This window comes from Microbulbifer sp. ABF4_143 (assembly GCF_056160225.1).
Map to the genome: position 1 here is coordinate 235,010 of NZ_JBSWWT010000001.1, position 25,487 is coordinate 260,496.

The following is a 25,487-nucleotide window of genomic DNA, read 5'->3' on the forward strand; positions in this document are numbered from 1 at the left end:
TACCGGCCAGGCCCTCGGGCCTGGTTTTTTCGTTTTTTCGCACCCGCACCGGCCTGTGCCGGTGGCGGAACCGAGAGTCGAGCTGCCCTGCGGCAGCCATGCAAACGCAATAGAAAGCCCGGATAATGCCGGGAAAACTTTAGCCTAGAGCGAATCGATGCAAACACCCACACTGTTCGCGCTGTTGTTGCTGCTGATCCTGGTCGCCTACGGCATGGGCTTCAGCCGCGCGCTGGCGGCGGCGCGCGCCCGCGGCGGCCTGCGCAACCTGGCCTCGCTGCCCAGTTACTACGGCCTGCACACGGCTCTGCTGTGCGGCCTGCCGGCGCTGATCCTGCTCGGCGCCTGGCTCGCGTTCGACGACGCGATCATCCGCGCGCTGGTAATGCACAGTATCGCCGACAAGCCGGACAGTGTCTCAGGGCAGAACCTGCTCTACGCACAGATCCAGAACCTGGCCGCCGGCCATCTGATCGGCGAGGCGTCGCCGCAGCTGCAGGCCGCCGCGGAGCGGCTGCAGAGCCTGCAGAACAGCTCGCGTAATCTGCAGGCGGCGCTCAGCCTGATTCTCGCCACCGGTCTCGGCGCCTTCGCGCTGCTGCGCTTCTCCCCCGCACTGCGCGCGCGCGAGAAGGTGGAAAAGATCCTGCGCGGCGTGCTGATCACCTGCGCCTGCGCCGCCATCTTTACCACCGTCGGCATACTGCTGTCGGTGCTGTTCGAGTCCCTGCGCTTCTTCCAGTCGGTGCCGGTGACCGAATTCCTGTTCGGCCTGCACTGGAGCCCGCAGATGGCCTTGCGCGCCGACCAGGTGGGCTCCAGCGGTGCCTTCGGTGCAGTGCCGCTGTTTACCGGCACCTTGATGGTCTCCGCCATCGCGATGTTCGTGGCGGTGCCGGTGGGTTTGATGTCCGCCATCTACCTGGCCGAGTACGCCAGCAAGCGCGTGCGCGCCGTGGCCAAGCCGGTTATCGAAATCCTCGCCGGCGTGCCGACGGTGGTGTACGGCTTCTTCGCCGCGCTGACGGTGGCGCCCTTTATCCGCGATCTGGCCACCGCGGTAGGCCTGCAGGCCTCCAGCGAGAGCGCCCTGGCCGCCGGCCTGGTGATGGGCATCATGATTATTCCGTTCGTGTCGTCCCTGTCCGACGATGTGATCAACGCGGTGCCCCAGTCCCTGCGCGACGGCGCCCTGGGCCTGGGCTCGACCCATTCCGAGACGGTGCGCAAAGTCGTGATTCCGGCCGCCCTGCCCGGCATCGTCGGCGGCGTGCTGCTGGCGGTATCGCGCGCGATCGGCGAGACGATGATCGTGGTCATGGCCGCCGGCCTGGCCGCCAACCTGACCGCCAACCCGCTGGAATCGGTGACCACGGTGACGGTGCAGATAGTGACCCTGCTGGTGGGGGACCAGGAGTTCGACAGCCCCAAGACGCTGGCCGCCTTCGCCCTGGGTCTGATGCTGTTCCTGTCCACTCTGGTGCTGAACTTTATCGCCCTGCACGTAGTGAAGAAATACCGGGAACAGTATGACTGATTTGACCCAGACCAATCTGACACAGCAGCAGGTGCGCGCGCGCATCGAGCAACGCCTGGCCAGCCGCCACCGCAAGGAAAAAATATTCCGCGGCCTGGGTATCGCCAGTATCGCCTTCGGCGTGTTCGCGGTTGTTGTGCTCTTCACCGACATCATCTCCAAGGGCAGCGGCGCCTTCGTGCAGAGCGCGATTGAGCTGCGGGTGCACTACGACGCGCAGGTGCTCGGCATCGACAAGGTGGACGACGAGAGCCTGGCCTGGGCCAACTTTACCGGCGTGATCCGCGAGGCGCTGCGAGAGCGCTTCCCGGAGGCGCAGAGCCGCAGCGAGAAGCGCGAGCTCTACAGCCTGGTCTCCACCGGCGCACCCTTCACGCTGCGCGACCGCCTCGCGGCCAACCCGGAACTACTCGGCCAGACGGAGACGGTGTGGCTGGCCGCCGACGACGATGTGGACACCTTCGTCAAAAGTCTGGACGACTCCAAGGAGGGCTTTCGCGGCCGCACCTCGGATCAGAAGGCCGGCTGGATACAGCAGCTGCTGGACAGCGGCGAGCTGAAGAAGCGCTTCAACAGCACCTTCTTCACCAACGGCGACTCGCGCGAGCCGGAACAGGCCGGTATCCGCGCCGCGCTGGTCGGTTCGGCGCTCACGCTGCTGGTGACCCTGGTGTTGTCCTTTCCGATTGGCGTGGCCGCGGCCATCTACCTGGAGGAGTATGCGCCCAAGAACCGCTGGACCGACCTGATCGAGGTGAACATCAACAACCTGGCGGCGGTGCCGTCCATCGTCTTCGGCCTGCTGGGGCTGGCGATCTTTATCAACTTCTTCGAGCTGCCGCGCTCGGCGCCCCTGGTCGGCGGCCTGGTGCTGACGCTGATGACGCTGCCGACCATCATCATCTCCAGCCGCGCGGCGCTGAAGGCGGTGCCGCCGTCCATCCGCGAGGCGGCCATGGGCATGGGCGCTTCGCGGATGCAGGTGGTCTTCCACCATGTGCTGCCGCTGGCCATGCCCGGCATGCTCACCGGCGCGATTATCGGTATGGCGCAGGCCCTGGGGGAGACGGCGCCGCTGCTGATGATCGGCATGGTGGCCTTTATCGTCGACGTGCCGTCCGGTATCACCGATCCGGCCACGGTGCTGCCGGTGCAGATTTTCCTCTGGGCCGACAGCCCCGAGCGCGCTTTCGTCGAGCGCACCTCCGCCGCGATCATGGTGCTGTTGAGCTTCCTGATCGTGATGAATACCGCAGCGGTGCTGCTGCGCAAGAAACTCGAGCGCCGCTGGTAAGCCAGCGCAGATGCTAAGATAGCGGGACCATTTATGAACACCATGACCCTGGACGCCCCCGGCCACGCCGAGCCGGGACAGCCGAAAGCCCCCAATCCCGAAACTTTGGACAGAGAAGCCGTGGATACCCGGACCAAGGTACGCGAAACCGTCGGCAGGCCCTTCTGCGACGATGCCAAGCTGCGCATGCGCAACGTCAACGTCTTCTACGGCGAGACCCAGGCGATCCACGATGTGAGCCTGGATATCGGCCGCAACGAAGTGGTGGCGATGATAGGCCCGTCCGGTTGCGGCAAGTCCACTTTCCTGCGCTGCCTGAACCGTATGAACGACACCATCGAGGGCTGCCGCGTCGAGGGCGAGCTGAGCCTGGACGGCGAGCCGATCTACGGCCCCAAGGTGGACGTGGTGCCGCTGCGCGCGCGGGTCGGTATGGTGTTCCAGAAGCCGAACCCGTTTCCGAAGTCCATCTACGAGAACGTCGCCTACGGCCCCAAGATCCACGGCATCGCCAGCCGCCGCGCGGAACTGGATGAAATTGTCGAGAACAGCCTGCGCCGCGCCGGCCTGTGGAACGAGGTCAAGGACCGTCTCGACAAGCCCGGCACCGGCCTGTCCGGCGGCCAGCAGCAGCGCCTGTGTATCGCCCGCGCCATCGCCGTGAGCCCGGAAGTGATCCTGATGGACGAGCCCTGCTCGGCCCTGGACCCGATCGCCACCGCGCGCATCGAGGAGCTGATCGACGAGCTGCGCGAGAACTACACCATCGCGATAGTGACCCACTCGATGCAGCAGGCCGCGCGGGTCAGCCAGCGCACCGCCTACTTCCACCTGGGCCATTTGGTGGAGGTGAACGATACCGAGACGGTATTTACCAACCCGCAACACGAATTGACCGAGGCCTATATCACCGGCCGCTTCGGCTGAGGCAAACACTATGGAAATGCATTTCGACCAACACATCTCCCGTCAATTCAACGAGGACCTGGAGAGCATAAAGACAGAGATGCTGGAAATGGGCGGTATGGTCGCGCGCCAGGTGGCGGACGCGGTGGATGCGCTGTCCAACGCCGACAGCGAACTGGCGGAGAAGGTGCTGCGCATCGAGGAGGACATCGACAAGCGCGAGATGGCCCTGGACGAGCACGCGACCCTGATTATCGCCAAGCGCCAGCCGGCCGCCTCCGACCTGCGTATGGTGATGTCCGTGACCCGCATCGCCCGCGACCTGGAGCGCATCGGCGACGAGGCCAGCAAGGTCGCCAAGATGGCCATAGCCCTGACCGACGAGGGCACCTCGCCGCGCGGCTACACCGAGATCCGCCATATCGCCAACGCGGTGCGCCGGATGCTCAACGACGCCCTCGACGCCTACACCCGCTTCGACGTCGCCTCCGCGATGCGCACCCTGGCGGAAGACGAGCAGGTGGATATGGACTACCGCACCGCCCTGCGCGAACTGATCACCTATATGATGGAAGATCCGCGCAGCATCTCGCGGGTCATCAACGTCCTCTGGACCCTGCGCTCCCTGGAGCGCATCGGCGACCACGCGAAGAATATCTGCGAGCAGGTGGTCTACCTGGTCGAGGGCGCCGACATCCGCCACGGCCACGAGGGCAAGCTGAAAAAATCCTGATCTGTGGGGGCGAACCTTGTTCCGCCCCCTGTGTCAGATTAAAAATGGCCGCATCAGCGGCCATTTTTGTCGGGGTGGAATCTGTGAAATATATCTTCGAGGTCCGCATCAAGGAGGGGCACAGCGCGGAGGAGTACGCCGATATCTGGCTGCGCGCGTCCGAGCTGATTCAGCAGTTTCCCGGCGCGCGCGGCACCGAGCTCAGGCGCAAGATCGGTGATCCCAACACCCTGCTGGCCATCGCCAGCTGGGCCAGCAAGGCCGAGCGCGATGCGATGGAGGCGGATCACAGCGCGCGGATAGACGAAATCATCCGCAGCGCCGCGCCCTTCGTCGAGGTGCGCCCTATCGGCGAATTCGAGGAGCCTGAGTGGGTGGTGCTCCCCAGACCGGGCGGGTCTGAAACACCATAGACTCGTTAAGCGCGCTTCGTGCAAATATTTCCCGGCCAATTCATTTACCATTCAGGAAAAATCCTTAGAATGCGCGTCTCCTATTGGAAACAAGGTAATACAAGGAAATTGTGATGAAGTTCAAATTTGCCGCCCTGCCTCTGATGCTGCTGTCCGCCACCGCTGTCGCGGAGCAGTACACCTCCATTTCTGAGGCCGGCTACAAAAATACCGAATACGCTTCCGCCGATACCGATGAGTTCAAGATCGGCACCACCTATTACTTCGCGCCGAAGGAGAGCCTCGGTCCGCTGAAGGAATTCGAATATATCAACAAGGTCACCAACATATCCGCCGACTACAGCTATCTGGACTTCGATGGCGGTGACGTGGATGAACTGAACTTTGGTGGTGAGTACTTTGCCGCGAATGGCTTTGTCGTTGGCGCCACTCTTTCAACGACCAATGTGGATGTCGGCCAGCGCAGCGAGAATTTCGAACACCACACCCTGTCAGCGGGCTACCTGTTTACGCCGGATTTCCTCGCGCAGGTGCACCGCATAAAGCCAGAAGATGGCGATGCCGTCTACGTCGCGGACCTTCGCTACAACCATCGCCTGAGCGGCAATGACTATATCGGATTCAACTTCGAGACCGACGACGAATTCGACAGCCGCACCCTGTCTTCCAAGTTCTTCAAGGGCCTGGGCGGCGATACCTGGTTTGTGGCCGATGCCAGCTACACCAGCAACGACGAGGCGGATAACGACTGGAAAGTAGGTGGCGAGTACTACTTCAGCAAGGAGACCTCTGTTTTCGCAGACTACAACAAGGCCGAAACCTTCGAGCTGGGTGTTTCCCACTTCTTCAACCGCAACATCGCCGGCAAGCTGGCCTACAGCACCAACAGCGATACCGATGTTGACGCTTTCCAGCTGGGCGTAACCGTACAGCTGTAAGCTTTTACGGCGCAGAGATAAAAAGGGCTCCCTCGGGAGCCCTTTTTTTGTTTGCGCCGTTCCGCTATCCCCTGCCGCCCAGCGCCTGCATCCGCGCCTGCGCCCTGCTGCCGATATCCCCGCCGGCACGGGCGGCGGTCTGGTAGTGGCTGTAGGCGCTTCGGGTGTTGCCCTGCTGTTCATACACCTGGCCCAGGTAGTAGTGGGCGTGCGGCGTCTCCAGATAGCGCAGCGAGCGGTTCAGGTCCCGCTCGGCGGCCGTGTAGTCCTTCAACTGGGCGCTGACCATGCCGCGCTTGAGCCAGTTGGAGAAGAGGCCGGGGTTCTTCTGCACCGCGCGGTCGTAGGCGGCGTGGGCCTCCCTGTACTGCTTCTTGTAGGCGAGCAGGTCGCCCTCCAGCGCGTAGAAGGCCGCCTCCTTTGGCTGCTGTCTCTGCGCCTGCCTGGTCAGTGCCAGGGCGCGGTCGTACTGCTTTTTGTTGATGGCCGCCAGGGCCTCGTCGTAACTCTTGTAGGCGTCCGCGTCGCGCTTCAGCTGCGCTATGGCCTTTTGGTAGGCGGCGCGGTTGGTCGCGCCGCCCCTGGGCAGCTTTTTCGCGTGTTCGATATTGGCGTTCACGCGCGCCTGGGACGGCGGGTGGCTGGCGAAGAGCGCTTCCAGGGCACCGGCCTGGCGGCCCTTGGACAGCTCGACGAACTTGCGCTGCAGGCGCACCGCGCCCTCGGGGTCGTAGCCGGCGGCGGCCATATACTTCATGCCGTACTCGTCCGATTCCAGCTCGTTGCCGCGGCTGTAGCGGGCGATATAGGCGGAGCCGCCCAACTGGCCGCCGAGTGTCACCAGATCGCCGTAGGCGGTCTCGCGGGTGGCGGCACCGAGCACGGCCAGGCCGGCGCCGAGCACCTGCTGCTGGGACATGGCGGCGGCGGAGTGGCGCGCGGCGGCGTGCACTATCTCGTGGCCGAGCACCGCGGCCAGTTCCGCCTCGTCCTCGAGCAGCACCAGCAGGCCGCGGTTCACCGCTATCTTGCCGCCGGGTAGCGCCCAGGCGTTGGGCACCGAGTTGTTCAGGACGACGAACTCGTAGGGCAGCTGCGGCTGGTCGGATACCCTCGCCAGCTTCTGCCCCACCCGGCTGACGTAGTCCTGCAGTGACGGGTCGATGATGTACTGGCCGCCCTGCTGCTGCTGGTTGATCGGATACTGCTGCTCGCCCAGGGCCAGCTCCTGGCCCGGTGACAGCAGCGACAGCTCCTTCTCGCCGGTGACCGGGTTGACCGCGCAGCCGGCCAGCAGCGATGCGGCCAACGCAGCTGCGGTGAGGTTGAGTGCACGCGAGATCATCGCTTCCTCCCTGTATAATGTTCGGCTTGTTAGCGATCCATTTTACACAGTCCGGAGAGAGAGGTTATGACGGCACTGCAGGTGATCGAATTGTTCGCCGGTACCAATCCCGATGGCGAACCGGTGGTGGAGCGGCTGCAGGTGCGCGTCAACGAGGACGACAGCTGCCAGCTGGTGCGCTCGCCGGCCTTTATCAAGGGCATCGCCAGTGGTGACACCATCAAGGTGGACAGGGACAAGCAGCAGTTCGAGCTGCTCAAGCGCTCCGGCAACCTGGCCATCCGCGTCTTCTGCCGCAGCGACAGCGCCGCCCTGTCCGACCAGCTGACGCCGCAGCTGGAAAAGCTCGGCGGCGAGCTGGACTTGGAGAACCCGCGTCTGCTGGTCTACTCGATCCATGTCAGCTGCGGTTTCGACAAGATCGAAAAAATACTGAACGGCGCCTGCGACGGCGCCAACAGCGTCTGGTACTACGGCAATGTCTACGACCCCGAGGACGGGCAGACGCCGCTGAACTGGTGGCAGGACATCCTGAAACCGGAGTAGAGGCGCAAGTGCCGAGCCCCAGCTCGGCCTTGGCATCCATCGAAGCGATTGCCGAGCTGGGGCTCGGCGCTCCCGGTACACAAGGAAACCGATGTTAATCGTTATCTCCCCGGCCAAGACCCTCGACTACGAGAGCGAAATCCCGGAGTTCGAGACCACCCAGCCGGAATTCCTGAAGGAATCCGCCGCGCTGATCGAGGAGCTGCGCCAGCTGAGCCCGCAGCAGATCTCCGAGCTGATGAAGATCTCCGACAAGCTGGGCCTGCTCAACTACGACCGCTTCCAGCAGTGGAAGCGCCCCTTTAGCGCAAAGAACGCCCGCCCCGCCCTGCTCGCCTTTAAGGGCGACGTCTACACGGGGCTCGCGGCGGAGACGATGGGTAAACGGGATTTCAGCTATGCGCAGAAGCACCTGCGCATGCTGTCCGGCCTCTACGGCCTGCTGCGCCCGCTGGACCTGATGCAGCCCTACCGGCTGGAGATGGGCACCAAATTTGAAAATGCGCGCGGTGCAAACCTGTACGAATTCTGGGGCGACCGGATCACCGGGGCGCTGAACGAACAGCTGCGCAGCCTCCGCAGCAGAGAGCTGGTCAACCTGGCCTCGAACGAATACTTCAAATCGGTGCGGCCCGCCGGGCTCGACGCGGAGATCATCACCCCGCACTTCAAGGACCTGAAGAACGGCCAGTACAAGATGATCAGCTTCTTCGCCAAGAAGGCCCGCGGCATGATGGCCCGCTGGGCCATCGACAAGCGGGTCAAAAAGGCCGAAGCGCTGAAAGACTTCGATGTGGCCGGCTACGCATACAATGCGGCCATGTCCAGTGGCAATGACTGGGTCTTCACCCGGGACGAGCCGCAGTGAGCCCTGAGCTGCCGGACGCGCCCTCGTGCGCGCGCAATCGCGAGCCGATACTGGAACAGCTGAAGCGCCTGCTCGCCGACAGCCGCCAGGTGCTGGAAATCGGCAGCGGCACCGGGCAACACGCGGTGTATTTCGCCCCGCGCCTGCCGCATCTGGTGTGGCAGACCTCGGACCGGGCGGAAAACCTGCCCGGTATCCGCGCCTGGCTGGCGCACAGCCCCGCACCAAATCTGCGCGCGCCGCTGGCGCTGGACGTGAACGACGACTGGCCGCCGCTTGTCGTCGACACTATTTTTACCGCTAATACCCTGCACATCATGTCCGCCGATTCGGTGCGGCGGTTTTTTCGCAAGCTGCCTGAGATTTTGCAGCCCGGCGGGCAGCTGTTAGTGTACGGGCCGATGAAAATCGGCGGCGACTATGTGGGCCCGACCAATGCGGATTTCGACCGCTGGCTGAAGGCGCGCGATCCCGAGAGCGGTATCCGCGACCTGGAGTGGCTGGACCGGCTGGCGCTGGATGCGGGCCTCGCGCGCGAAGAACTGAATGACCTGCCGGCCAACAACCATCTTGTGGTCTGGCGCAGAACAGAGAAGGGGAGCTGAAATGCCCGAGTGGTTTGAAACGACGGTGATTATCGCATTCGCGATCGCGGCGGTGTTTTTCTTTGCCAAATACCGCGAGACGGCCGCGGCGCTACACGAGTGCGAGCGCATGAAGAAGCGCCTGTCCAGCGACCTGGACCGCTACCGGGACATGCCGCGCCTGCGCGCGCTGCGCGATGCCCTGGTGGGCACCGAAGCCCTGCCGGTGGACGACGACGGCCGCGAGCACCTGCTGCTGCGCGACGGCGACCTGCAGCTGCACCACCTGACTCTGCGCCGCCAGTGCAATGCGGTGGGTGAGGGAGAGAAGGTGACCTATACGAAAGGCGGCGAGGAAGTGGTATTGCAGGAGCTGGAGTAAAACGGTTATTTCCATGGTGTAGGAGCGGCCCATGACCGCGATCGGAGTCCGGCAGAATCCGGATAGATCGATCGCGGCCATGGGCCGCTCCTGCAGTGGGGGCAGAATACTCGAAACCGCTCAGGCGGCCGCAGTCGACCCCAGCTTCCTGGTTGGAAAGTGCAGGGTAAAGGTGCTGCCGCGCCCCGGTGTGCTGTCGACGCTCATCTCGGCGCTGTGGCGCAACAGCACGTGTTTGACGATCGCGAGACCGAGACCGGTGCCGCCGCTGTCGCGGGAGCGGCCGGCGTCGACGCGGTAGAAGCGCTCGGTCAGGCGCGGGATATGTATCGGGTCTATGCCGATACCGCTGTCCTTGACCGAGAAGTGGCCGCCGCGGCCGTCCAGCCACCAGCGCAATTGAATCGGCCCGCCGGCGGGGCTGTATTTCACCGCATTCAGGACCAGGTTGGCGAAGGCGCTGTGCAGCTCGCTGGCGTCGCCGGTGATGGTCGCGTCTTTTTCGCAGTCCACGCTGATTTCGTGGCGGCCGCCGCTGAAACTGCGCGCCTCCCGCGCCACGCGCTCCATCAGTTCCCCCACCGCCACCTGTTCGCGCCCGCTGTCGCGCTCCGAGGTCTCCAGGCGCGCGAGCAGCAGCAGATCGTTGACCAGCGCGGTCATGCGCGCCGTCTGCTCGCGCATCTGCGCCAGCGGCCGCTGCCAGCCCCGCGGCGCCTGGCCGCTGCCCTCGAGGGTTTCCAGATAGCCGGCGATCACCGTCAGCGGCGTGCGCAGCTCGTGGGACACATTGGCGACGAAGTCGCGGCGCATCTGCTCCAGATTGTGCAGGCGGGTGACGTCGCGCACTATCACCAGCGCCTCATCCTGGCCGTAGCGGGTCACCTCCAGCTGTAGGGTGCGCGCGTCGTCGCCCGGCGCCGGTAGGGTCAGCGGCTCGCGCGCGCCCTGCTCGCAGCGGTGGAGGTAGCGGACAAAGCCCGGGTCGCGCACGAAGTTGACCAGCGGCTGGCCGGCGTCGCCGGGCTGCAGGCCGAGCAGTTCGCCGGCGGCGGGGTTCCACCAGGCCAGGTTGCCGTCGTCCTCCAGCGCGACTATGCCCTCGCGCAGCGCGCTGGTGCTGTCCTGCACCCGGCGCAGCATCGCGTGTAATTTCTGCTTCTCGCGCCGGTGGCGGCGCTGCATGCGGTAGAAGTCGTCGGAGATCTCGCCCCAGATACCGAAGGCGGTGGGCGCGGGGCCGCGGCGGCCGTTGGCCAGCCAGCGGTTGAAGCGGCTCTGTTGCCACAGAATCCAGCACAGGTAGACCGCCAGCGCGAGGATCAGCGCCAGTGGCCAGTTACCGGTGGAGAAGCCGAAGATGGTGCAGCCGAGGGCGATAACTACAAAGCGCGAGAATTCGCCAATACTGCGATCCAGCATAGTGATGTCGTCTTATGCGGTGTTGCGCGCTAGCTTACACTTTTTCCGCGGTCTGCACAGAAAAGCGGTAGCCGGTGCCGCGCACCGTCTGTATATAGCGGTCGTGACCGTCCACCGCCAGCGCCTTACGCAGGCGGCGGATATGCACGTCCACGGTGCGCTCCTCCACATAGACGTTGCCGCCCCAGACGTGGTCCAGCAGCTGGGTGCGGGTGTAGGCGCGCTCCTGGTGGGAGAGGAAGAAGGTCAGCAGGCGGAATTCGGTCGGTCCCATCTCCACCGGCTGGCCGTTGATGGTGACGCGGTGGCTGAGGGGGTCCAGCACCAGGCCGCCGGCGGTCAGCGGCTCCTCCGGCGTGGCGGGGCCCGCGCGGCGCAGCACCGCCTTCAGGCGCGCGACCAGCTCGCGCGGCGAGAAGGGCTTGGTGATGTAGTCGTCGGCACCCGTCTCCAGGCCCTTGATCTTGTGGTCTTCCTCGCCCTTGGCGGTCAGCATGATGATCGGCAGTGCCGCGGTCAGCTCGTCGCGCTTCAGGCGCCGCGCCAGCTCCACGCCGGACACGTCCGGCAGCATCCAGTCCAGCAGTATCAGATCCGGCTTCTCGTCGATGACCAGCGCGTGGGCCTCCTGCGCATTCTCCGCCTCGATACAGCGGTAGTCCGCCATCTCCAGCGCCACGCGCAGCATATCGCGCACCGCGGCCTCGTCGTCGACTATCAGGATCGTTTTACTGTGCATCTGGCTGCCATACCCTAAATTCCTGTCGGACATTTAACGGCATTTTTGTGACAAATATATGACGAACGCCAGCCTATCCCAAACGGCAGCTCAACTGAGCAGATAGTGGAAGAAAATTCCTGCAAATAGCGCCGCGCCGACCCAGTTGTTATTCAGGAAGGCCCGAAAGCAGGCATCGCGTTCGCGTTCGCGCACCAGCCACTGCTGGTAGGCGAAGAGCGCGGCGGCGGCGCCCAGCCCGGCGTAGAAGGCCGCGCCCAGCTCGAAGCGCTGGCCGACCAGCAGCAGCGCGAACAGTGTCAGCAGCTGCAGGGCGCCGGTCATGGCCCTGTCCAGCTCGCCGAAGAGTATCGCGGTGGATTTGACGCCTATCTTCAGGTCGTCGTCCCTGTCCACCATCGCGTAGAAGGTGTCGTAGCAGACGGTCCACAGCAGGTTCGCTGTGTACAGCAGCCAGGCCTGCGGCGGCACCTCGCCGGTCGCGGCGGCGAAGGCCATCGGAATGCCCATGCTGAAGGCGGCACCGAGCACCAGCTGCGGCAGGTGGGTGTAGCGCTTTGCGAACGGATAGCAAAAGGCCAGTGCCAGCGCCGCCAGCGACAGCAGAATGGTCAGCCGGTTGGTGGTCAGCACCAGGGCGAAGGCGGCCAGGCTGAGACCGGCGAAGAGCACCAGGGCGCCGCGCGGGCTGACGCTGCCGGTGGCCAGCGGCCGCGCCGCGGTGCGCCTGACGTGGCCGTCGATCTCGCGGTCGGCGAAGTCGTTGACGGCGCAGCCGGCGGCGCGCATCAGCAGCACACCGAGGGTGAAGACTGCGAACAGGTGCAGGCCCGGCCAGCCGCCGGCGGCCAGCCACAGCGCCCACCAGGTGGGCCACAGCAGCAGCAGCGAGCCTATGGGTCTGTCGAAGCGCGCCAGCTGCCAGTAGGGCAGTGCGGCGGGCCAGCGCTGGGATATCTGTTGGCTGATCACAGGGTTTTCTCCGTATTCTGCCGTTATTCTGTCTCGACGGCGGCTTCGGCCTTGGCCTGCGGCGGCCGCTCGGGCCGGAAGGCGCTGAGGAAAGTCTCGGCGACCAGCAGCGGCTTCTCCCGCAGCCAGAAGGTGGAGCGACGCCCCCAGGCGCTGTCCCCCTCGCCGGCCAGTTCGCGCAGCTGGCAGCGCGGGTTGCGCTGCAGCTGGTTCAGCACGATCGGGCCGCGGCGGATATCCGGCTCGCTGAACAGCAGCTCCCCCAGCGGGCGGCTGTCGAGGCTGCGCAGGTAGCGGGATCTGCCCTGCAGGCAGCGCTCCGGCAGCACGCTGCGGGCGTAGATCCACGGCTGCCCGCAGCCGTAGAGCAGCACCTCGCGCACCAGCGCGCGGCTGCGGTCGCGCAGGTTCAGCTCGCGGCGCTCCTCCAGGCGCGGCTGTTGCCAGCGCTGGCTCAGCACCTGCACGCGAAAGTCGCCGCCGGAGAGCTGCTTCAGCGCCGCGGTCAGGGATCCGGGGTGCAGCAGCCACGGCAGCAGCGCCGCCGGCGGCTGGCGGTGCAGGGATTCCAGCGGCTGCGCCAGCCAGTCGCCGCTCGGCTCGAATGGGGATTCAAATGGGGACGGGTACAACGGTCACTCCGCGACTTCGCAAAGGGGCATTGTACAGTGGCCGGCGGCCGCTCGTCTTTGCCCCGGAAGGCGCCAGTGGCTATAGTGCTCGGCTGCTCTGACAACACAAAACAGAAGAGAATTTGTCCATGGGTCTCACTACCAGAATCCTGATCGCGATGCTCGCGGGCATTGTCGCCGGGGTGTTGCTGAACTTCCTCAACACCAGCCAGCTGCTCGGCAGCGGCGTCACCGGCGCCGTCAACGGCTACCTCACCGAGGGGCTGTTCGATATCGCCGGGCGCATTTTTATCGCGTCGCTGAAGTTGATGGTCGTGCCGCTGGTGTTGGTGTCGCTGGTGTGCGGCGCCTGCGCCCTGTCCGAGGGCAGCCGCATAGGCCCGCTGGCGGGCAAGACGGTGCTCCTGTATATGCTCACCACCGCGGTGGCCATCAGCCTGGCCCTGCTTATGGCGATGGTGGTGCAGCCGGGTGTCGGCGTGGATGTGGCCCCCAGCGGCAACTTCGAGCCGAAGGAGTCGCCGCCGCTCTCCGATGTGCTGGTGAATATCTTCCCGACCAACCCGGTGGCGGCGATGGCCCAGGGCAATATGCTGCAGATCATCGTGTTCGCGCTGCTGATGGGCTACGCCATCTCCCGCTGCGGCGAGCCGGGCAGGCGCGTGGCGGCCTTCTTCAACGACCTCAACGAGGTGATATTGCGCATGGTGGGCGTGCTGATGGTGTTCGCCCCCTACGGCGTGTTCGCGCTATTGGCGAAGACCTTCGCCACCCTGGGTATGGATTTCATCCTGGATCTGGGCAAGTACTTCCTGGTGGTGTTGGCCACGCTGTTACTGCACGCCTTCGGGGTCTACTCGCTGCTGCTGAAGCTGCTGTCGGGCCTCAACCCGGTGGAGCTGTTCAAGAAGATGCGCCCGGCGCAGGTGTTCGCGTTCAGTACCGCCTCCTCCGCCGCGACTCTGCCGGTGACCCTGTCCACGGTGGAGAAGCGCCTGGGGGTGGACAACAAGGTGGCCGCCTTCACGGTGCCGCTCGGGGCCACGATCAATATGGACGGCACCGCGATCATGCAGGGCGTGGCCACGGCCTTTATCGCGCAGATGTACGGTATCGAGGTGGGTCTGATGGGCTATCTGACCGTGATCCTGACCGCGACCCTGGCCTCGATCGGTACCGCCGGCGTGCCGGGCGTGGGGCTGATCATGCTGGCCATGGTGCTGCAGCAGGTGGGCCTGCCGCTGGAGGGGATCGCGATAGTGATGGGGGTGGACCGGCTGCTGGATATGGTGCGCACCGCGGTGAATATCACCGGCGATTCGGTGGTGAGCACGATCGTGGCCAAGAGCGAGGGCGCCCTCTCCGAGGAGACCTTCAACGACCGCAATTACGACAGTGTGGCCGACGGCAAGGTGGCCAGCGCCTGAAGGCCCCCGCTGGGTGGTTAGTGGGCCATGCGGAAAGTTGTGTAACAGTTTGCGTCGCCAAAGCGCCCAGCTCTGCGTTGAGAAAGCTTGATCTGAACGCTTTGGCTGTGCTCCTTTGTTACCGAACTTTCCGCATGGCCCACTAGCGGCGCGGCCGCTCAGCCATTCAGCAGTTCGCGCAGTTCGTCCGCCTCCAGCTCGTCCTCCAGCTCATCGAGGATCTGCTCCACCACTTCCGACAGGGCCAGCTTGATGGCCTCTTCGGTGGTGTCCTCTGCGGCGCCGCCATTCAGCGGTGATTTGACCCGGTATTTCTGCCGGATATCCATCTCGGCGATATTCAGGCTGCCCTCACGCAGCGTGCGGTCGTCGTAGCTTCGGAGCTGGTAGTGGAAGCTGCCGGACAGCTCCACGGTGCCCTGCTCCAGCTCGTAGCCGCCTTTGCTCTGCAGGTCGCTGAAGTGTTTTACCACCCTCACGTCCAGCCGATTGTGCAGGGAGAGAAGCCCTTCCCTATCCACCAGCGGAACCGCCTCGTCGTCAAAGAAGGCGCGCAGCCGCGTGTCGAGTTCGCGCTCCAGGTGCCGGTGGTACTTGCGCAGCGCGGCATCCTTGAGCGAACTCAGGTTGCCGCCCTCGCCCGCCTGGGCCAACAGCAGCGCCAGGTTGGCGCTGTTGACCGGCATCGGGACATCGATGGCGATTTCCGCCGGGGGCAGTTTGAGGCTGGGGTTTTCACTGTCTGCGCCGAGGCCGAGGAAGCCCTGGGCCTGGGCGGCGGAGGCGGCAAACAGCAGCACACCGGCGAGCGCGAGGCTACGGATTCTCATCAGCGTACTCTCCCTGAGTTCTCGTTATTGTGAAGTGGCGAACGGATTTCGCGCCGGGACTTCTCTATAGAACCCAAGGCTGCCACCGCCGCGGGGCGCTGGCAAAAAAAATTTTGACTGGTCGGTCAGAATCGGGCGGCTCAGCGCGCGGCCAGTTCCCGCAGCTGGTCCGCCTCCAACTGGTCCTCGATGCGATCCAGCAGCCGCCGCACCATTTCCACCAGCGCTTCTTCGATGGCCGCGTCGGTGGTGTCCTCCACCTCGCCGCCGCCGTGCGGGGTCTTCACGCGGTAGTTTTCGCGCACGCGCAGCGAGCCGAGATCGATGCGCTGCTCGCGCAGCGTGGTGCCGGCGGCATTCTGCAGCCGGTAGGAGAATTCGCCGGACAGTTCCAGCGTGCCGCGCTCCAGCTCGTATTTGTCCGAGGTCTTCAGGCCGATCAGCTGTTTGCCGACCGAAACATCGGCGGCGCTGTACAGCGTCAACTGGCCGTCTTGCTGTGCCAGCGGCACTTCCTCGTCGGCGAAGAATGCCTCCAGCCGGTGGTGCAGTTCGAGCCGCAGCTGGGCGCTGAATTTCTGCGCGGCCTTTTCCTTCAGCGCGCTGAGGCCGTTGCCGCTGCCGGCCTGGGCCAGCAACAGCGCCAGATTGTTGCCCTGAACCGGGGTGGGTACATCCACGGCGACCTCCGCCGGGGCCAGGGTCAGGCTGGGGGTCTGCTCGTCGCCGCCGATGCCGAGAAAGCCGCCCTGGGCGACGGCGCCGCTGTTCAAACAGAGAAACAACAGGCCGAACTGTAGCAGCCTGCTTATTGATGGATGGTGCACGGGACTCCCCCTGAGTGCTCTCAGATGTATCGCCGTTATCGGTCGCTGCTTTCGGCAACCGACAATTTTTATAGTGTTAGGGAACCTCTGAATAATTCCGCAATGCCTCTGCAAGCCCCGCAGAGGCATTGCGGAATTATTCAGAGGTTGTGCGGTCAGGCTGCCACTACGCGGGGCGCAGCGCAAAAATATTGGTGACCGCAGGGAGGGCTTCGGTATTGAAAACGGACTGCGGGGTCAGGCTTCGGCGAAGCGCGGCTTGTTCTGCAGCCAGCGCCGGATCAGCAGCCGGCGCTGTTCCTCGCCCAGCGCCGGCGAGGCGGCGATGCGCTGTACCTGCGGCAGCAGCTGTGCGTCCCGCTGCAGGTCGGCGATGCGGTGCTGTATCTCGCCGGTCTGGCGGGTGCCGAGTATCTCGCCGGGGCCGCGCAGGCGCAGGTCTTCCTCGGCGATGGCGAAGCCGTCGCTGTGCTGTCTGAGCGCCTGCAGGCGCGCGCGGCCGTTCTGTGACAGCGGCGTGCCGTACAGCAATACGCAGTGGCTGGCGATGGAGCCGCGGCCGACGCGGCCGCGCAGCTGGTGCAGCTGCGCCAGGCCGAGGCGCTCCGGATTCTCGATAATCATCAGGCTGGCGTTGGGTACGTCCACGCCCACCTCGATTACCGTGGTGGCTACCAGCAGATCCAGCTCGCCGGCCTTGAAGGCGTTCATGACCCTGTCCTTGTCGTCCGCCTTCAGGCGCCCGTGCACCAGGCCCACGCGCACGCCGGCGAGCGCCTCGGCCAGCTCGCTGGCGGTGGATTCGGCGGCCTGGGCCTGCAGGCGCTCGGACTCCTCGATCAGGGTGCAGACCCAGTAGGCCTGGCGCCCCTCGGCGATGGCGCTGTGCACCCGCTCTATCACCTGGTCGCGGCGCTCGTTGGAGATGGCGACGGTGTTGATCGGCTGGCGCCCCGGGGGCAGCTCGTCGATCACCGAGCAGTCCAGATCCGCGAAGGCGGACATGGCCAGGGTGCGCGGGATCGGCGTCGCGGTCATGATCAGCTGGTGGGGCTGCAGCCGGCCGGTCGCACCGCTTGCAGTGCCCTTCTCGCGCAGCTCCAGGCGCTGGCGCACGCCGAAGCGGTGCTGTTCGTCGATGATGACCAGGGCCAGGTTGTGAAAGGTCACTTCCGGTTGGAAGAGTGCATGGGTGCCGACGACCAGTTGCGCCTCGCCGCTCTCTATCGCCGCCAATTGGGCGCGGCGCTCGGCGGCCTTGAGACTGCCGGTCAGTTGCCCGACGCGGATACCGAGCGGCGCCAGCCAGGCGCTGAAGTTGCGCCTGTGCTGCTCGGCGAGTATCTCCGTCGGCGCCATCACCGCCACCTGGGCGCCGGCACCTATGCCTTTCAGCGCCGCCATGGCCGCCACCAGCGTCTTGCCGGCGCCCACGTCCCCCTGCAGCAGCCGCATCATCGGGCGGCTCTGCGCCAGGTCCGCGGCTATCTCGGTGCAGACCCGCTGTTGGGCGCCGGTCAGTGCAAACGGCAGCCGCGCGAGGAAGTCCCGCTCCAGCGCCTCGTTGGCGGGCAGCGGCGGCGCCGCGACGGCGGCGCTGCTGCGCCGCAGTTCCAGCAGGCTCAGGTGGTGGGCGAGCAGCTCTTCCAGCGCCAGGCGCTGTTGCGCCGGGTGCACGCCGGCGGCCAGCTGCGCCAGGTCGGCGCCGGCCGGCGGAGAGTGCAGATATTGCAGCGCATCCTTCAGCGGGTAGCGCAGCGCCGCCGGCAGCAGCTCCACCGGCAGCAGTTCCACCACGCCGCCGTCGGCCAGCAGCGCCAGCGCCTGCTGCACCAGGCCGCGCAGGCGCAGCTGGGTGACGCCCTCGGTCAACGGGTAGACGGGGGTCAGGGTGTCGGGCCTGTCCGGCGCCTCGCTGCCGACGATTTCCGTCTCCGGGTGGTACAGCTCCAGGCCGGCGGCGCCGCGGCGCGCCTCGCCGAAGCAGCGCAGGCGCACGCCGCGGGCGAAGCGGTTCTTCTGCGCGGCGGTGAAATGGAAGTAGCGCAGGGACAGGGTGCCGCTGCCGTCCTGCAGCTTCACCATCAGGCTGCGGCGGCGGCCGAAGACCACGTCGGCGGCGCGCACCTCGCCCTCTACCACCGCGTCCACACCCGGCATCAGCGCCGCGATCGGGGTCACGCGGGTGCGGTCCTGGTAGCGCAGCGGCAGGTGGAACAGCAGGTCCTGCACCGTGGCGATATGCAGCCTGGCCAGCACCTGGGCGAACTTGTCCCCCACGCCCTTGAGCGCGGTGACCGGTGTTTCGGCGAGGCTGTTTGCGGGTCGCTCAACGGACACGGGATTCTTTGTCTGGCTCCGGTTTCTTTACTCTTCGCTCAACTGGCACTGGCCTATGGCCTCGCGCAGTATGTCGATGGCCTTGTGGCGCGGGAAGCTGGCGCGCCAGGCCAGGGCCACGGTGCGGCGGGGGCTCGGCGCTGCGAAGGGGCGCGTTTCCAGCAGGCCGCTGGCGTACTGGGATGCGGTGGCGGCGGACAGCGGCAGCACCGTGATGCCGAGGCCCGAGGCGACCATATGGCGCAGCGTCTCCAGGGAGCTGCCGTCGGCGGCAGTGCGGATATGGCCGTTGCCGGCCTCGCGCTCGATCGTCTGCTGCAGCTGCGGGCAGGCCTCGAGCACCTGGTCGCGGAAGCAGTGGCCCTCGCCGAGCAGCAGCACATTGTCCCGGGACAGCTGGTCGGGGGTGATCTGCGCTTCCCGCGCCAGCGGGTGGCCGGACGGCATCAGCACCACGAAGGGCTCGTCGTAGAGCGGCTGGGTGACCACGTCCGGTTCGGTGAAGGGCAGCGCAATGATGATCGCGTCCAGTTCCCCTTTGCGCAGCCGCTGGCGCAGCGTGGCGGTATAGCCCTCCTCCACATACAGGGGCATCTCCGGAGCCAGCTTCTGCAGCTGGGGGATAAAGTGCGGGAACAGGTAGGGGCCTATGGTGAAGATGGCGCCCACCGACAGGGGGCTGGTCAGTTGGTCCTTGCCGGCGCTGGCGATATCCTTGATGGCCGCGGCCTGCTCCAGCACCAGCTGCGCCTGGGCGACAATGCGCTCGCCCAGCGGCGTCGCCTGAACCCGGGTCTTGGAGCGCTCGAACAGCGCCACGCCCAGTTCCTTCTCCAGCTTCTTGACCGCGATGGACAGGGTCGGCTGGCTGACGAAACAGCGCTCGGCGGCGCGGCCGAAATGCTGCTCCTGGGCCAGGGTCACGATATAGCGCAATTCATTCAGCGTCATGGCATTGACAATTAGCTGCTGGCAGGTGATAGCAATTATTCATAAATAATAGTTCCTGACTACTGGAGACTGTGACTCCGGCTTTTTCCGGGGTTGATTAGAAAATTTTGCTATTTATGGGACCAGTTCTGCGATAAAGGCGCAAAATTTTGCTATATCTGTATGGTCAAGTTTGCGAGGAATATCGCCATGGGCATTTTTTCCTGGATTATTCTCGGGTTGATCGCCGGCGCACTGGCGAAGTGGATTATGCCGGGGCCGGACCCGGGTGGCTGGATCGTCACCATTGTTATCGGCATCGTCGGCGCCTTTATCGGCGGCTGGCTGGGTTCCCTGGTGGGGATCGGCGGACCGGTGACCGGCTTTGGTCTGGGTGACATAGTCACCGCGACTATCGGTGCGATCATTTTTCTGGCCGTGTACCGGATGCTCAAGCGGCGCGGAAGCTAGGGAACCTCTGATTAAGTCCGTAATGTCTCTGCGGGGCTTTCATGGAGTTATTCAGAGGTTCCCTAGCGGTCGAGCCGATACGGGGGCGCCGTATCGGCAACTTTGCAGACAAAAAAATCTGCCGCCGCAGCTGCGTCGGCGGTGACAAATACGGGTTGATCAATTTTTTTCGAAGAGCGCGGCCGCCCGCTGATTCCAGCGGCGGGTTTCCTTTTGTTTGGGATGGGGAATTTTCCTTGCGGACCGGCGTTTCTTCGGCGGGGCTGATTACGACAAGATAAAGGGGAATGCGGCAGAGGGCCCTAGTGGTTCAAGCGGTAAATTCGGTAACTAAAGCTCACAGCCACAGGCATCAGGGCAAGGCGAAAAAGCGCAGGACTAGCAGGGCTAATTCAAGCTTTTTCAACGCAGCCCTGGGGCCTGTGGCGAAGAGATCGGTTAGCGAATTTACCGCTTGGACCACTAGCGGCCCGCAACTTCGCCGCGGCTTTTTATGGCAAAAGAAAAACTTTGGATTTTCGGTTGCGGCGACCTCGGCGCGCGCCTGGCGCTGCGCCTTAACCGGCAGGAATACGCCGCCTACGGCGTGCGCCGCAATCCGCTGGTGGCGCTGGCGAGCAAGCGCCGCGCGGATGTGGTCAACTGGCGCCGCGGCGACGCCACCAAGAGGGAGAACATAGAGCGCCTGTTGGCCGACGGCGCCGACGTGGTGCTCGCCACCTTCACGCCGGACGAAAACACCCGCAGCGGTTACCACAGGGCCTATATCGACACCGCCACCGCACTGGCTGAGGCGCTGCCGAATCTGCCGCAGCCGCCGCGCATGCTGATCTGGGTATCCTCGACCCGCGTCTACGGCCAGAGCGGCGATCAGTTTATTGATGAGCAGACACCGCCCATTCCCAGCGGTTTCCAGGGCGATATCCTGTTGGCCGCGGAGGAGATCATCCGCGGCGCGGTGCCGACCACCTGCGTGGTGCGCTTCGCCGGCATCTACGGCCCCGGCCGCGACCGGCTGTTGTCGCAGGTGCGCGCCGGCCGCTGCGCCCCGCCGCAACCGCCGCAGTACAGCAATCGCATCCACGTGGACGACTGTATCGGCTTCCTGCTGCACCTGATCGAAAAGCAAAAACAGGGCTGGTCGCCGGAGCAGCTGTATATCGGCGCCGATTCGGAGCCGGTACCCATGCACGAACTGCAGCAGTGGCTGGTCAAGGCCATGGGCTACACCAGCGCCCACCTGCGCGAAATCGTCGAGACCAGCGAGCGCCGCTCGAAAAAGCTCAGCAACAAGCGCATGCTGGCGAGCGGCTACGAACTGAAATACCCGGACTACAAGGCCGGCTACAGCGCGCTGCTGGAGTCGGAGGGCTGAAGGCGCCGCGAATACCTGCAGCGGCCGGACTGGCCGGGCCGGAGTGCGCCCCGGGATGGCCGCTTGAGAAGAATGATCCCGCGTGGGGGCATAACTATCGCGAAAATTTAGTTCCTCCTTAGACCGCCCTCCATGACTGCAAACCACCGCACCATCTGGCAGACCCCGAAGGCCGGCAGTATCGCCAGGCTCCGCCAGAAAACCGAACCTGTGAGTGCCCTGGCGCCGGACCGCGTGCGCGTCGATGTGCGTGCGGTGGGGCTGAACTTCGCCGATATCTTCGCGCTGACCGGTCTCTACTCCGCCACGCCCAGCGGTCCCTTCGTTCCCGGCCTGGAGTTCGTCGGCACGGTAGTGGAGACCGGTGAAAACACCGCGGGCTTCGCCGCCGGGGACAGGGTCATGGGCGTGACCCGCTTCGGCGGTTACGCCTCGGTCATCGACAGCGAGCCGGATTACCTGATGCCGCTGCCGGGGGATTGGGATTTCGCCCAGGGCGCGGCCTGGCCGGCGCAGACGCTGACCGCTTGGTATGCGCTGACCCGACTCGGCGCACTGCGCTCGGGCCAGACGGTGCTGGTGCACAGCGCCGCCGGCGGTGTCGGCCTGCAGGCGATGAAGCTGACCCGCGCACTGGGCGGTATTCCGGTGGCTACGGTCGGCAGTGCCGACAAAGCCGGCTGGCTGGCGGCACAGGGGTTCGATCGGGTGCTGGTGCGCGAGAAGAACTTTGCCCGCCAGCTGCGGCGCGAGGGACTGCACTTCGATCTGGTCCTCGACGGGATCGGCGGCTCGGTACAGAGAGCCAGTTTCGACGCGCTGAGACCCATGGGGCGACTGGTGGTCTTCGGCGCGGCGGAATTCACCCCGCGGGGCAGCCGCCCGGACTACCTGCGCGCGGCCTGGCGCTACCTGCGCCGCCCGCGCTACGACGTAATGGAGATGATCAGCAGCAACCGCTCGGTGCTGGCCTTCAACCTGATCTGGTTGTGGGAACAGAGGGCCGAACTGAAATCGCTGCTGGCGGAGCTGGGCCAGGTGCCGCTGCCGCCGCCCCATGTGGGTCATCGATTTCCGTTCGACGAGGCCCCGGCGGCGCTGGAGCTGCTGCGCTCGGGGCGCTCCATCGGCAAGGTGGTGCTGGAGTGCTGAGCGCGCAATGATGGATGGGGGTGGAGGGCCCGTGCCAGTCGCTGTGGCCGGTGCGGGCCGATCGTCAGATCGCGGCCAACGGCCGCTCCCGCGGGGATGTGCCCGATCGCGTGTTCATCATTCCTCATTCATCGTTTATTAGATGACCATAACCCCTTCCGCCTCGAACAGTGCGCCCTTCGGTAGCTCCTTGACGCCGACCGCCGCGCGCGCGGGATAGGGTTGCTGGAAAAACTCCGCCATCACCTCGTTGACGGTGGCGAAATTGCCGAGGTCGGTCAGGTAGAGGTTCAGTTTGACGATATGATTCAGGGAGCCGTTGGCCGCCTCGCACACAGCGCTCAGGTTGCGGAATACCTGCCGCGCCTGGGCGGCGAAGTCGCCCGGGACTATCTCCATGCTCTGCGGATCCAGCGGAATTTGCCCGGACAGGTAGATGGTGTTGTCGACCTTGACCGCCTGGGAATAGCTGCCGATGGCGGCCGGGGCCTTGTCGGTCTTGATTACGGCGCGGTTGGGCATGGGGTACTCCGTGACTTTGTGAAAGAGTGTTTGCCGAAAAAGAAAGCCGGCAAATATAGCGCCCTTCTGCGCTGATTGGGAGCGGGGGGAATCGAGAAAGCGTCACTTTTGCCGGCCGGGCGGCCTTTGGCTGCCGGCCGTCACAAAATCGTCAGGGCCGCGCGATGCGAATCACCGAGGGCAGGTTGCGCAGCCGCTTCATGACCCGCGCCAGGTGCACGCGGTTGCTGACTTCGAGGGTCAGGGAGATGACGCTGTTGTGCGCGTCCTTCTCGTCCACGTGGATCTGCTCGATGCTGGCGCCCTCCTCGGTGATGCGGGTGGCGAGCCGCGCGATGATGCCGCGCTCGGACTCCACTTCGACGCGCACGTCGCCGAGGAACTCCCCCTTCACGTCCGGCGACCAGTTCACCAGCATGATGTTTTCCGGGTGTTCGCGGAATTCGGTGGTGTTGCGGCAGGTGTCCCTGTGCACCACGACGCCCTTGCCGGAGCTGATATGGCCGATAATGGTATCGCCGGGAATCGGGCGGCAGCAGCGCGCAAAGCTGATCAGCATGCCCTCCTGGGCATCGATGGTCAGCGGCGAGGAGATATGGCTCGCCTCCGCCTCCTCGCTGCCCTCGGGCGCCAGCAGCTTGGCCGCGGAGAAGGCCACCTTGTTGCCGAGGCCTATCTCCTCCAGCAGCTTTTCCAGGGTCGCGCACTTGGTCTCCTGCAGGCCCCTTTCCAGCTGCTCCTCGGTCAGGTCCTCCAGGCGCGTATTGAACTTGCCCAGGGCCTTTTCCAAAAGGCGCCGGCCCAGGGCCACGGAATCGTGGTGGCGCTGGTGCTTCAGGTAGTGGCGTATCGCGCTCCTGGCCTTGGCGGTGACGACGAAGTTGAGCCAGTTGGGGTTCGGCTGCGCATTCTTGCGGGTCAGAATCTCCACCTTCTGGCCGCTCTCCAGCGGCTGCGACAGCGGCGCCAGGCGCTGGTTGATGCGCACCGCGACACAGGAGTTGCCTATGTCGGTGTGCACCGAATAGGCGAAGTCCACCGCGGTGGCACCGGCGGGCAGGTCGACTATCTGCCCCTTGGGGGTAAACACATAGACCTCGTCCGGGAAGAGGTCGATCTTCACGTTCTCGATAAATTCCAGCGAGTCGCCGGCGCGCTGCTGCATTTCCAGCAGGCCCTGCACCCAGCGCCGCGCGCGCACCTGGCTGGTGCCGCCGGTGTTGATCACCTCGTCGCCGGAGGCCTTGTACAGCCAGTGGGCGGCGATGCCGCTGTTGGCCATCTCGTCCATCTCCTTGGTGCGCACCTGTACCTCGATGGGTACCCCGTGCATGCCCAGCAGCACCGTGTGCAGCGACTGGTAGCCGTTGGATTTGGGGATCGCGATATAATCCTTGAACTCGGAGATCACCGGCTTGTACAGGTTGTGCATCACCCCCAGCACCCGGTAGCAGGTGTCCACGCTGTCGACGATGATGCGGAAGGCGTAGACATCCATGATCTCCTTGAACGACTTCTTCTTCGCGCGCATCTTCTGGTAGATGCTGTACAGGTGCTTCTCGCGGCCGATCACCAGCGCATCTATGCCCTCGCGCTGCAGGCGCACCTCTATCGCGTTCTGGATCTTCTCCAGCAGTTCCTTGCGGTTGCCGCGCGCCGCTACCAAAGCCGCGCGCAGGCGGCTGGCGCGCAGCGGGTAGATGGCGAAGAAGGCGCGGTCCTCGAATTCGATGCGCACGTCGTTCATGCCCAGGCGGTGGGCGATCGGGGCGTAGATCTCCAGGGTCTCGCGCGCGATGCGCGCGCGCTTTTGCGGTTTCAGCGCGCCCAGGGTGCGCATGTTGTGCAGTCGGTCGGCCAGCTTGACCAGGATCACGCGGATATCCCGCGCCATGGCCAGGGCCATCTTCTGGAAGTTTTCCGCCTGCTTTTCCGCCGGGCTGTCGGTCTCGAACTGGGTCAGCTTGGAGACCCCGTCCACCAGGTCCGCCACCTCGTCGCCGAACTGCTCCGCCAGCGCCGCCTTGGGAATGCCGGTGTCCTCGATCACGTCGTGCAGCATGGCCGCGGCCAGGCTCTGGTGATCCATATGCATGCCCGCCAGTATCGTGGCGACGGCCAGCGGGTGGGTGACGTAGGGTTCGCCGGAGCGGCGCTGCTGGCCGTCGTGGGCCTGCTCCGCATAGAAGTAGGCGCGGCGGACGAACTGGATCTGGTCGGGTGGCAGGTATGAGGAGAGGCGGTGGGCCAGACTATCGATGGTGTGCAAAGCCGTGCGCGCCTCTCAGTGTGCAATCGGTGG

At 65.0% G+C, this 25,487-nt stretch carries 25 protein-coding genes; 14 read left to right on the forward strand and 11 right to left on the reverse strand.

Features of this window, described 5'->3' with window-relative positions; translation table 11 throughout:
- Positions 1-157: 157 nt before the first annotated feature.
- The 6 genes from pstC to ACXAF3_RS01095 all read left to right on the forward strand — a co-directional run bounded on the left by pstC (position 158) and on the right by ACXAF3_RS01095 (position 5,821).
- Positions 158-1,537, forward strand: a complete 1,380-nt coding sequence (gene pstC, locus ACXAF3_RS01070; protein ID WP_475110449.1) for a phosphate ABC transporter permease subunit PstC — start codon at positions 158-160, stop codon at positions 1,535-1,537.
- A gap of 1 nt (position 1,538) precedes the next feature.
- Positions 1,539-2,831 (forward strand): phosphate ABC transporter permease PstA, encoded by a 1,293-nt coding sequence (pstA, locus tag ACXAF3_RS01075; RefSeq protein WP_475110576.1) that lies wholly within the window; start codon positions 1,539-1,541, stop codon positions 2,829-2,831.
- A gap of 186 nt (positions 2,832-3,017) precedes the next feature.
- Entirely contained in the window at positions 3,018-3,758 is a 741-nt protein-coding gene (pstB, locus tag ACXAF3_RS01080) for a phosphate ABC transporter ATP-binding protein PstB (RefSeq protein WP_475110577.1), read from the forward strand.
- A gap of 10 nt (positions 3,759-3,768) precedes the next feature.
- Positions 3,769-4,470, forward strand: coding sequence for a phosphate signaling complex protein PhoU (gene phoU, locus ACXAF3_RS01085; RefSeq protein ID WP_475110450.1), 702 nt, complete (start codon positions 3,769-3,771; stop codon positions 4,468-4,470).
- An 83-nt stretch (positions 4,471-4,553) separates the two neighbouring features.
- Entirely contained in the window at positions 4,554-4,883 is a 330-nt protein-coding gene (locus ACXAF3_RS01090) for an antibiotic biosynthesis monooxygenase family protein (protein WP_475110451.1), read from the forward strand.
- Between the two features lie 113 nt (positions 4,884-4,996).
- Positions 4,997-5,821: a putative porin gene (locus tag ACXAF3_RS01095; RefSeq protein WP_475110452.1), complete on the forward strand. Its 825-nt coding sequence runs from the start codon at positions 4,997-4,999 to the stop codon at positions 5,819-5,821.
- 64 nt (positions 5,822-5,885) lie between these two features.
- On the opposite strand, the gene ACXAF3_RS01100 is transcribed toward ACXAF3_RS01095, so the two are convergent.
- Entirely contained in the window at positions 5,886-7,166 is a 1,281-nt protein-coding gene (locus tag ACXAF3_RS01100) for a M48 family metalloprotease (RefSeq protein ID WP_475110453.1), read from the reverse strand.
- A 66-nt stretch (positions 7,167-7,232) separates the two neighbouring features.
- On the opposite strand from ACXAF3_RS01100, the gene ACXAF3_RS01105 reads away from it, so the two are divergent.
- From ACXAF3_RS01105 to ACXAF3_RS01120, 4 genes are all read left to right on the forward strand, one after another.
- Positions 7,233-7,712, forward strand: coding sequence for a DUF4265 domain-containing protein (locus ACXAF3_RS01105; protein WP_475110454.1), 480 nt, complete (start codon positions 7,233-7,235; stop codon positions 7,710-7,712).
- Between the two features lie 91 nt (positions 7,713-7,803).
- Positions 7,804-8,580: a peroxide stress protein YaaA gene (gene yaaA / locus ACXAF3_RS01110; protein WP_475110455.1), complete on the forward strand. Its 777-nt coding sequence runs from the start codon at positions 7,804-7,806 to the stop codon at positions 8,578-8,580.
- Positions 8,577-9,185, forward strand: a complete 609-nt coding sequence (locus ACXAF3_RS01115) for a DUF938 domain-containing protein (protein ID WP_475110456.1) — start codon at positions 8,577-8,579, stop codon at positions 9,183-9,185. Before yaaA ends, ACXAF3_RS01115 begins: the two co-directional genes overlap by 4 nt.
- A gap of 1 nt (position 9,186) precedes the next feature.
- Complete coding sequence (locus ACXAF3_RS01120) at positions 9,187-9,546, forward strand: hypothetical protein (RefSeq protein ID WP_475110457.1); 360 nt, start codon at positions 9,187-9,189, stop codon at positions 9,544-9,546.
- Positions 9,547-9,666: 120 nt separating this feature from the next.
- On the opposite strand, the gene phoR is transcribed toward ACXAF3_RS01120, so the two are convergent.
- From phoR to ACXAF3_RS01140, 4 genes are all read right to left on the reverse strand, one after another.
- Positions 9,667-10,968, reverse strand: a complete 1,302-nt coding sequence (phoR, locus tag ACXAF3_RS01125) for a phosphate regulon sensor histidine kinase PhoR (protein ID WP_475110458.1) — start codon at positions 10,966-10,968, stop codon at positions 9,667-9,669.
- Positions 10,969-11,002: 34 nt separating this feature from the next.
- The gene (phoB, locus tag ACXAF3_RS01130; RefSeq protein WP_475110459.1) at positions 11,003-11,707 is read right to left on the reverse strand and encodes a phosphate regulon transcriptional regulator PhoB; all 705 of its coding nucleotides are present in this window, start codon (positions 11,705-11,707) and stop codon (positions 11,003-11,005) included.
- A gap of 90 nt (positions 11,708-11,797) precedes the next feature.
- Positions 11,798-12,679 carry a 4-hydroxybenzoate octaprenyltransferase gene (gene ubiA / locus ACXAF3_RS01135; protein ID WP_475110460.1) on the reverse strand — a complete coding sequence of 294 codons (882 nt, stop codon included), beginning with the start codon at positions 12,677-12,679 and terminating at the stop codon, positions 11,798-11,800.
- 23 nt (positions 12,680-12,702) lie between these two features.
- Positions 12,703-13,311 (reverse strand): chorismate--pyruvate lyase family protein, encoded by a 609-nt coding sequence (locus ACXAF3_RS01140; RefSeq protein WP_475110461.1) that lies wholly within the window; start codon positions 13,309-13,311, stop codon positions 12,703-12,705.
- 128 nt (positions 13,312-13,439) lie between these two features.
- On the opposite strand from ACXAF3_RS01140, the gene ACXAF3_RS01145 reads away from it, so the two are divergent.
- On the forward strand, positions 13,440-14,738 hold the full coding sequence (locus tag ACXAF3_RS01145; RefSeq protein ID WP_475110462.1) for a dicarboxylate/amino acid:cation symporter: 1,299 nt from the start codon (positions 13,440-13,442) through the stop codon (positions 14,736-14,738).
- A 158-nt stretch (positions 14,739-14,896) separates the two neighbouring features.
- On the opposite strand, the gene ACXAF3_RS01150 is transcribed toward ACXAF3_RS01145, so the two are convergent.
- The 4 genes from ACXAF3_RS01150 to ACXAF3_RS01165 form a co-directional block, all read right to left on the reverse strand.
- A complete protein-coding gene (locus ACXAF3_RS01150) occupies positions 14,897-15,568 on the reverse strand; it encodes a hypothetical protein (RefSeq protein ID WP_475110463.1) in 672 nt (223 codons plus the stop codon).
- Positions 15,569-15,708: 140 nt separating this feature from the next.
- Complete coding sequence (locus ACXAF3_RS01155) at positions 15,709-16,395, reverse strand: hypothetical protein (RefSeq protein ID WP_475110464.1); 687 nt, start codon at positions 16,393-16,395, stop codon at positions 15,709-15,711.
- Positions 16,396-16,632: 237 nt separating this feature from the next.
- Complete coding sequence (gene recG / locus ACXAF3_RS01160) at positions 16,633-18,735, reverse strand: ATP-dependent DNA helicase RecG (RefSeq protein WP_475110465.1); 2,103 nt, start codon at positions 18,733-18,735, stop codon at positions 16,633-16,635.
- A 27-nt stretch (positions 18,736-18,762) separates the two neighbouring features.
- Positions 18,763-19,686, reverse strand: coding sequence for a hydrogen peroxide-inducible genes activator (locus tag ACXAF3_RS01165; RefSeq protein WP_475110466.1), 924 nt, complete (start codon positions 19,684-19,686; stop codon positions 18,763-18,765).
- A 189-nt stretch (positions 19,687-19,875) separates the two neighbouring features.
- Here ACXAF3_RS01165 and ACXAF3_RS01170 point away from each other — a divergent pair, with 189 nt between their 5' ends.
- From ACXAF3_RS01170 to ACXAF3_RS01180, 3 genes are all read left to right on the forward strand, one after another.
- Positions 19,876-20,136, forward strand: coding sequence for a GlsB/YeaQ/YmgE family stress response membrane protein (locus ACXAF3_RS01170; protein ID WP_475110467.1), 261 nt, complete (start codon positions 19,876-19,878; stop codon positions 20,134-20,136).
- A gap of 493 nt (positions 20,137-20,629) precedes the next feature.
- Complete coding sequence (locus ACXAF3_RS01175; RefSeq protein ID WP_475110468.1) at positions 20,630-21,511, forward strand: NAD-dependent epimerase/dehydratase family protein; 882 nt, start codon at positions 20,630-20,632, stop codon at positions 21,509-21,511.
- Positions 21,512-21,643: 132 nt separating this feature from the next.
- Complete coding sequence (locus tag ACXAF3_RS01180; protein WP_475110469.1) at positions 21,644-22,663, forward strand: zinc-binding dehydrogenase; 1,020 nt, start codon at positions 21,644-21,646, stop codon at positions 22,661-22,663.
- Positions 22,664-22,801: 138 nt separating this feature from the next.
- Here the strand turns inward: ACXAF3_RS01180 and ACXAF3_RS01185 are convergent, their stop codons facing one another.
- Together ACXAF3_RS01185 and spoT are read right to left on the reverse strand one after the other, a co-directional pair.
- Entirely contained in the window at positions 22,802-23,185 is a 384-nt protein-coding gene (locus ACXAF3_RS01185) for a RidA family protein (RefSeq protein ID WP_475110470.1), read from the reverse strand.
- A 151-nt stretch (positions 23,186-23,336) separates the two neighbouring features.
- Positions 23,337-25,454, reverse strand: a complete 2,118-nt coding sequence (gene spoT, locus ACXAF3_RS01190; protein WP_475110471.1) for a bifunctional GTP diphosphokinase/guanosine-3',5'-bis pyrophosphate 3'-pyrophosphohydrolase — start codon at positions 25,452-25,454, stop codon at positions 23,337-23,339.
- Between the last annotated feature and the right edge of the window lie 33 nt (positions 25,455-25,487).